Consider the following 6,773-nt stretch of genomic DNA (forward strand, 5'->3'; position numbering starts at 1 on the left):
CCTCTCCGCCGACGAATACGCCTACCTGTTCGAGCGCGCCGCGCTCATCAAGAAGAAGTTCAAGGCCTACGAAAAGCACCACCCGCTGGTGGACCGCACGCTGGCCATGATCTTCGAGAAGGCCAGCACCCGCACGCGCGTGAGCTTTGAGGCGGGCATGTACCAGCTCGGCGGCAGTGTGGTGCACCTGACCACGGGCGACAGCCAGCTGGGCCGCGCCGAACCCATCGAGGACAGCGCCAAGGTCATCAGCCGCATGACCGACCTGGTGATGATCCGCACGTATGAGCAGGCCAAGATCGAGCGTTTTGCCGCCAACTCGCGCGTGCCCGTCATCAACGGCCTGACCAACGAGTACCACCCCTGCCAGATCCTGGCGGACATCTTTACCTTCATCGAACACCGTGGCTCCATCCAGGGCAAGACGGTGGCCTGGGTGGGCGACGGCAACAACATGGCCAACACCTGGCTGCAGGCGGCGTCGCTGCTGGGCTTCAAAGTGCATGTGAGCACGCCACGCGGCTACGAGGTGGATGAAAAATTGGCCGCTGGTGCCCATGGAATCAGCGCTGACAGCTATCAATTCTTCAGCAACCCCATGGAAGCCTGCCGGGGCGCCGACCTGGTCACCACCGACGTGTGGACCAGCATGGGCTACGAAGCCCAGAACGAAGCGCGCAAGAAGGCCTTTGCCGACTGGTGCGTGGACACCGAAATGATGGCTGCGGCCCAGCCCGACGCCCTCTTCATGCACTGCCTGCCCGCGCACCGGGGCGAAGAGGTCGAGGCGGATGTGATCGACGGGCCGCAGTCGGTGGTGTGGGATGAGGCAGAGAACAGGATGCACGTGCAGAAGGCACTGATGGAGTACCTGCTGCTGGGCAAACTGGCCTAAAAGCCCCCATGCCCTGGCGCCGCCAGCCCGCTCACAGCGCCGAATTATTAGCGCACTGGCAGGCCCTGGGCCAAGCGCTGGGGTGCGACACGCCCGCCTGGCGGGCCGAGGGCAGGCGCCTGCTGCGCAGCTGGACACGCTGGCCCCGCGCCTACCACGACACCACGCATCTGCGGGCCTGCCTGCGGCACCTCCAGGAAGTGCAAGACCAGCAGCCCGGAGCGCTTCACAACCCCCATGCTGCGGCCCTCGCCCTGTGGTACCACGACGCCATCTACTGGCCGTGGAGTGGGCACAACGAGGCGCGCAGCGCCGACTGGGCGCGACAGTTCCTGCTGGGCCAAGGGCTGCCCACCACGCTGGCCGAAACCGTGCACCAGCATGTGATGGACACCCGCCACACCCCGGGCCCGCTCACCGGCGATACGCTGTGGGTGGTGGACATCGACCTCGCCATCCTGGGCCAGAGTGACGCGGTGTACCGACAGTTCGAACGCAACGTGCGGCGTGAATACTTTTTTGTGCGCTGGCCGCGTTATGTGGCGGGGCGCAGCGCAGTGCTGCGAGGCTTTCTGGACCGCCCGCACATCTACGGCACAGCCTACTTTGCGCAACGCTGCGAGGCCCAGGCGCGCGTCAACCTGCAACAGGCGTTGAGCGCGCTGGGCCAAGGCCAGCTGTACCAGTAGACAATTTGAGTCAAAACGGCTTGTAGCGCTAGTGAATCATGCGCCAGCAGCTATATAAAATATAGCAACTACTGAGAAGCAGGCCCGCGACGGACGGGCATGGCCACGGGTTTTTCAGCGGCCGCCGCGGACGGCGCCGCGCAACTGCCGCAGCTACTGCACCCACCATCGCCTCCCCCACAGCCTGGCGACTGGACGAGCCCCGGGTGGACCTTGCCCAGCCCCCGGCGCCAGCGCCCGGGCAGATACCGCCAGAGCACATAGAGCGCTGCGGCAAGGACGATCAGACCGACCATGAGTTGCTGGACCATCACAACGTTTCCCTTCAGCCGCCGCCCAGCGCCAACGCCACGCGGTAGGTCACAAAGCTGGCCGCATACGCCATGGCAAACAGGTACCCCACCATGAGCAGCGGGTAGCGCCAGCCGTTGGTCTCACGCCGCACGGCGGCGATGGTGGAGATGCACTGGGGCGCAAACACATACCAGGCCATCAGCGACAGCGCAGTGGCCAGCGACCACGAGCCCGCAATCAGCGACCCCAGCTGGCTGGCCACCTCGTCGCCTGTGGCGGACAGCGCGTACACCGTGCCCAGCGCACTCACCGCCACCTCGCGGGCCGCCATGCCGGGCACCAGCGCAATGGCAATCTGCCAGTTGAAGCCAATGGGCGCGACGATGATCTCGAGCAGGCGGCCCAGCTGGCCGGCCAGGCTGTAGGTGATGGCAGGCTGTGTGGCGCCTTCCGGCGCACCGGGGTAGGTGGACAGGAACCACAACAACACCGTGACGGCCAGGATGATGCCGCCCACCCTCTTGATGAAAATCACCGCCCGCTCGTACAGGCCGTAGGCCAGGCCCCGCACGCTGGGCCAGCGGTACGCGGGCAGCTCCATCATCAGCGGCGTGGCGCGCGTGTCGCTGCGGGCCAGCTTGGCTACCGCCGCCACGGCCATGGCGCTGACGATGCCCACCACATACAGCGCAAACAGCACCACGCCCTGCAGGTTGAACACCCCAGCCACCGTGCGCTCGGGGATGAAGGCAGCGATCAGCAGCGCATACACCGGCAGGCGCGCCGAGCAGGTCATGAGCGGCGCGATCATGATGGTCACCAGCCGGTCGCGCCAGTGGGTGATGGAGCGCGTGGCCATCACGCCCGGCACGGCACACGCAAAGCTCGACAGCAGAGGGATGAACGAGCGGCCCGACAGACCCACCGTGCCCATCACGCGGTCCAGCAAGAACGCCGCGCGCGGCAGGTAGCCCGAGTCCTCCAGCGCCAGGATGAACAGGAACAGGAACAGGATCTGCGGCAAAAACACCAGCACCCCGCCCGCACCCGCCAGCACCCCGTCGGTCAGCAGGCTGCGCAAGGGGCCGTCGGCCATGTGGCTGTTGACCAGGGCTGCCAGCCAGCCCACGCCATCTTCAATCCATGACTTGGGCAGCTCGGCCCAGCTGAACACCGCCTGGAACATCAGGAACAGCGTGGCGGCCAGGATCAGCAGGCCCCACACCGGGTGCAGCACCACCGCATCGATGCGGTCGTCAGTCCGCAGGCTGACCACCGGCACGCGCACGGCCCGGTCCAGAATGCGCCGCACTTCCTGGTGCGTGCGGATCACGTCGTTCTGCGCCTCCAGGTCGCTCGCATCCAGGCGCGCCGCCGCATCGGGCGCCACCACCGGGCGCTGCAGCTGCTGCAGGTTGGCGCCATCCAGCCACTGCACCAGCTCCTGGGCGCCGTTGCCGCGTACGCCCACGGTGGCCAGCACGGGCATGCCCAGCTCGCGCGACAACGCCTCGCGGTCAATGGCGATGCCCTGGCGCTCGGCCACGTCCATCATGTTGAGCACCAGCACCATGGGCAGGCCCAGGGCGCGTGCCTCCAGCACCAGGCGCAAGTTCAGGCGCAGGTGGGTGGCATCGGTCACACACACCAGCACATCGGGTACGGGCTCGCCCGCGCGGCGCCCGCGCACGATGTCGCGGGTGATGGCCTCGTCCACGCTGTGTGCGTGCAGGCTGTAGGCGCCCGGCAGGTCCAGCACGCGCACGCGGCGGCCAGCGGCGGTCTGCAGCAGGCCTTCCTTGCGCTCTACCGTCACGCCCGCGTAGTTGGCCACCTTCTGGCGTGCGCCGGTGAGCAGGTTGAACAGCGCGGTCTTGCCGCAGTTGGGGTTGCCCAGCAGCGCCACGCGCAGGGGCGCATCGGCGGCGGTGGGCTGCACAGTAGCCTGGGCGTTCATGCCAGCTCCTTGGCAGACAGGCTGGTGTCATCCAGCGGCTGCACCTGCACCATGGAGGCCTCCTGGCGGCGCAGCGCAAACGTGGCCTGCCCCACCCGCACCGCGATGGGATCGCCGCCCCAGCCGCCGCGTGCAACCACCTGCACGGTTTCACCGGGCAGGAAGCCAATCTCCAGCAAGCGCAGCAGCATGCTGTGCTCTTGCGCGTCCTGTGCGGGCAACAGGCCCGTGACCCGGCCCGAGGCACGGCGCGGCAATTGGTCCAGCCGCGAGGACAGGTTCTGCTGCGTAGGAAGATGCAACCGCGCCGCAGCGCCATCGTCCATGGTTTTCATGGTGACTGGCCTCGATACAAATAATAGTGATTCTCATTCTACCAATATCTGCATCGTGCTGGTTGCCGTCCCACTCTCTCCTTGACGCAGCGCAAGCCGCAGTCCCCGCTGCCCCGCCCGGGTGGTCAGTCACATCGCTCAAACCGCTTGCACTCCGCAGTAGCCCGGATGGATGTGAGCGTGTTTTCGCCGTCGATGTGCCGGGCAGTGAACTGCACCCAGGCCCCCTGCGGAATGCCGTGCATCAGGGCGGGGTTGACCACCCGGAAGGTCTGTGTGGTGAACGGCAGCTTGGCGCGGGGCAGCAGCTTCAGCCGCACATGCGTGGTGTTGCCGCCCGCATCCGCCTCCACAGACACCAGCCGCGCCCGGGTGTAGACCAGCGGCGCCGCAGGCGCTGCATCTTCTGCGGCGACCGAGGCCGCACTCGCAGGGGCCACCGGCTGAGCACCTGTCGCACCAAACACTGCGGCAAGGGCCATCGCGGCGACCAGACTGCCGCCGCGCAACCCCCTGCGTACAACCAACGAAGCGACAGCCTGCCCCATCAGAACGCCCATGCACCCAGCTGGTAGTAGTCAAAACCGCTGGTCCGCCCCCCCAGGCATTGGGCGAGGAAGTCCTCGGTCTTGCGGTACATGGTGAGGTTGTTGGGCCAGCGCTGGTTGCCATGGCCATCCCCGGTGAAGGTGACGTAATCCACCGGCTTGCCCGCCTTGCGCAGGGCCGCCACCATCCATTCGGACTGCTCCAGCTTCACGCGCGGATCGTTCACGCCGTGCATGATGAGGATGGGCTTTTGCGCATGCTCCGCCCGGTACAAGGGCGACTTCGCATCCATGCGCGCGCGGTCCTCCGGCACAGCGGGGTTGCCCACATAGCGGTGCCACCAGGGCAGGCCCAGCTCCCAATACGGCGGTGCGGCCTCCAGCAGGCGCGCGATGTCCGTCACGCCCACCACATCCACGGCGCAGGCAAACACCTCGGGCGTGAAGGTGGCACCCACCAGGGCTGAATAGCCGCCGTAGCTGGCGCCATAGATCGCCACGCGCTGCGGGTCGGCCACGCCACGCTCCACCGCCCAGCGCACGCCGTCCACCAGGTCGTCGTGCATGCGGCCTGCGAACTCGCCACGGGCCTTTTCCATGTGGTTGCGGCCATAGCCGCTGGAGCCCCGGTAGTTGACCTGCAGCACCGCATAGCCCCGGTTGGCCAGAAACTGCTGCATGGCGCGGCTGGTGGCGCCATCGCCCCAGCGGTCACGCGCCCAGGGGCCGCCATGCACCAGCAGCACGGTGGGCAGCCGCTGCGGCGCCGCCCCCACGGGCAGCGTGAGGTAGCCGTGAATGGTGAGACCATCGCGCGCGGTGTAGGTGATGGGCGCGGTGGGGGCCAGGTCCTTGGCAATCAGGCTCAGCCGGTTCTCGCCCAGAAAGCGGGGTTCGTGCCCATCGCGCAGCAGGTAGTTGCGGGTGCCACGGTCGGTGGCCACCGCCACCGTGAGCACCTTGTCCGTCTGGTCCAGGCTGGTCACCAGCACCTCTGCGGGCTTGTCGCCGGCCAGCGCGGACAGCCGGGCATCCAGCGCGGGGTCGAACACCTTGCGCGCCGGGTAGCCCGGCATGAAGTGCGCCAACAGCGGCTCGCGGGTGCGGCGGCTCAGCGTCACGCTGTCCAGGTCCACGTCGGGCGAGGCAAACCACTCTTCCTCCGTGCCCGTGGTCAGGTCCAGCCGCACCAGCGCCAGCTTGTCGCGCCCCCGGTTCGACAGGGCCCAGGCCTTGCGCCCCTCATCGTGCAGGCCAAAGATGTTCAGCGTGTCCCACCGGCTGCGCTCTGCCACCGTCACCCAGCTGCCCGGCTCGGCGCCAGGTCGCTCCAGCAGCACCTGGTCGCCCTTAATCTGTGCCCGGGCGCGCAGCTGGCCCGCGGTGTCCACGCCCCACCAGCCCACGTTGCCGGGGTTGGTGGCCATCAGCACCGGCGGCCCGCCCGCAGGGTTCACGCGGTACAGGTCAAACACCTTTTTGTCGCGCTGGTTGGAGGTGACGATGAAGTCAGACGAGGCATCGACTGACTCCGCAAAATGCGCCACCGAACGCGATGCAGGCATCAGCTCGCGCAAGTCGGTCCCTGGGCCCTCGACCGGGCCCGCATAGATGCGGGTGTTTTCATCGCCCGTGGGATCGGCCGTGATTCCGAGCCAGCGGCTGTCGGCACTGAAGCGGATGGCGCGCGCACGGATGCGAAACGCCTTGGCGTCGCCCCCATCGATGGACTGCACCCAGATTGCGGGCACCACGCCGTCGGTGCCAAACCAGGCGATGCGCTTTCCATCCGGCGACACGCGATAACCCCCGGTGGACTGCCGGCTGGCCACAAAGTCGCGCACGGGCACCAAGTCGGGCAATTGCGCCCCAGCCAGCGAAGGGTGCGTAGGCCCGCTTGCGCAGCCAGCGAGCACCAGCAGCGCACACGCAGCAAAGCCCGTTGTTTTCAAAAATATTCCCAATCGCATCCCATCCCCCTCTCTGTGTGTTGCTCGCCCAGCCTCTTTTTCCATCAATGCGGAGCCACTGTCGGCTGAATGAGCGCTAGATAAC

General features: G+C 67.3%; 6 protein-coding genes. 2 read left to right on the forward strand and 4 right to left on the reverse strand.

What is annotated here, in order from left to right:
* Both argF and DBR23_RS20915 read left to right on the forward strand, forming a co-directional pair.
* Nucleotides 1–895 (forward strand): ornithine carbamoyltransferase (argF, locus tag DBR23_RS20910; RefSeq protein ID WP_108499487.1); only part of this gene is annotated, 895 nt, incomplete at its 5' end.
* Nucleotides 896–903: 8 nt separating this feature from the next.
* Nucleotides 904–1,584, forward strand: a complete 681-nt coding sequence (locus DBR23_RS20915) for a hypothetical protein (RefSeq protein ID WP_108499477.1) — start codon at nt 904–906, stop codon at nt 1,582–1,584.
* A 325-nt stretch (nt 1,585–1,909) separates the two neighbouring features.
* Here DBR23_RS20915 and DBR23_RS20925 read toward each other — a convergent pair whose 3' ends face one another.
* The 4 genes from DBR23_RS20925 to DBR23_RS20940 all read right to left on the reverse strand — a co-directional run bounded on the left by DBR23_RS20925 (nt 1,910) and on the right by DBR23_RS20940 (nt 6,670).
* Nucleotides 1,910–3,835, reverse strand: a complete 1,926-nt coding sequence (locus tag DBR23_RS20925) for a ferrous iron transporter B (RefSeq protein ID WP_108499479.1) — start codon at nt 3,833–3,835, stop codon at nt 1,910–1,912.
* On the reverse strand, nt 3,832–4,161 hold the full coding sequence (locus DBR23_RS20930; protein ID WP_056067075.1) for a FeoA family protein: 330 nt from the start codon (nt 4,159–4,161) through the stop codon (nt 3,832–3,834). Before DBR23_RS20930 ends, DBR23_RS20925 begins: the two co-directional genes overlap by 4 nt.
* A 134-nt stretch (nt 4,162–4,295) precedes the next feature.
* Nucleotides 4,296–4,652: a copper-binding protein gene (locus tag DBR23_RS20935; protein WP_233250627.1), complete on the reverse strand. Its 357-nt coding sequence runs from the start codon at nt 4,650–4,652 to the stop codon at nt 4,296–4,298.
* A gap of 65 nt (nt 4,653–4,717) precedes the next feature.
* Nucleotides 4,718–6,670: a S9 family peptidase gene (locus DBR23_RS20940; protein WP_158276476.1), complete on the reverse strand. Its 1,953-nt coding sequence runs from the start codon at nt 6,668–6,670 to the stop codon at nt 4,718–4,720.
* Between the last annotated feature and the right edge of the window lie 103 nt (nt 6,671–6,773).

It is taken from the genome of Acidovorax sp. HMWF018, from assembly GCF_003061035.1.
GTDB lineage: Bacteria > Pseudomonadota > Gammaproteobacteria > Burkholderiales > Burkholderiaceae_C > Acidovorax > Acidovorax delafieldii.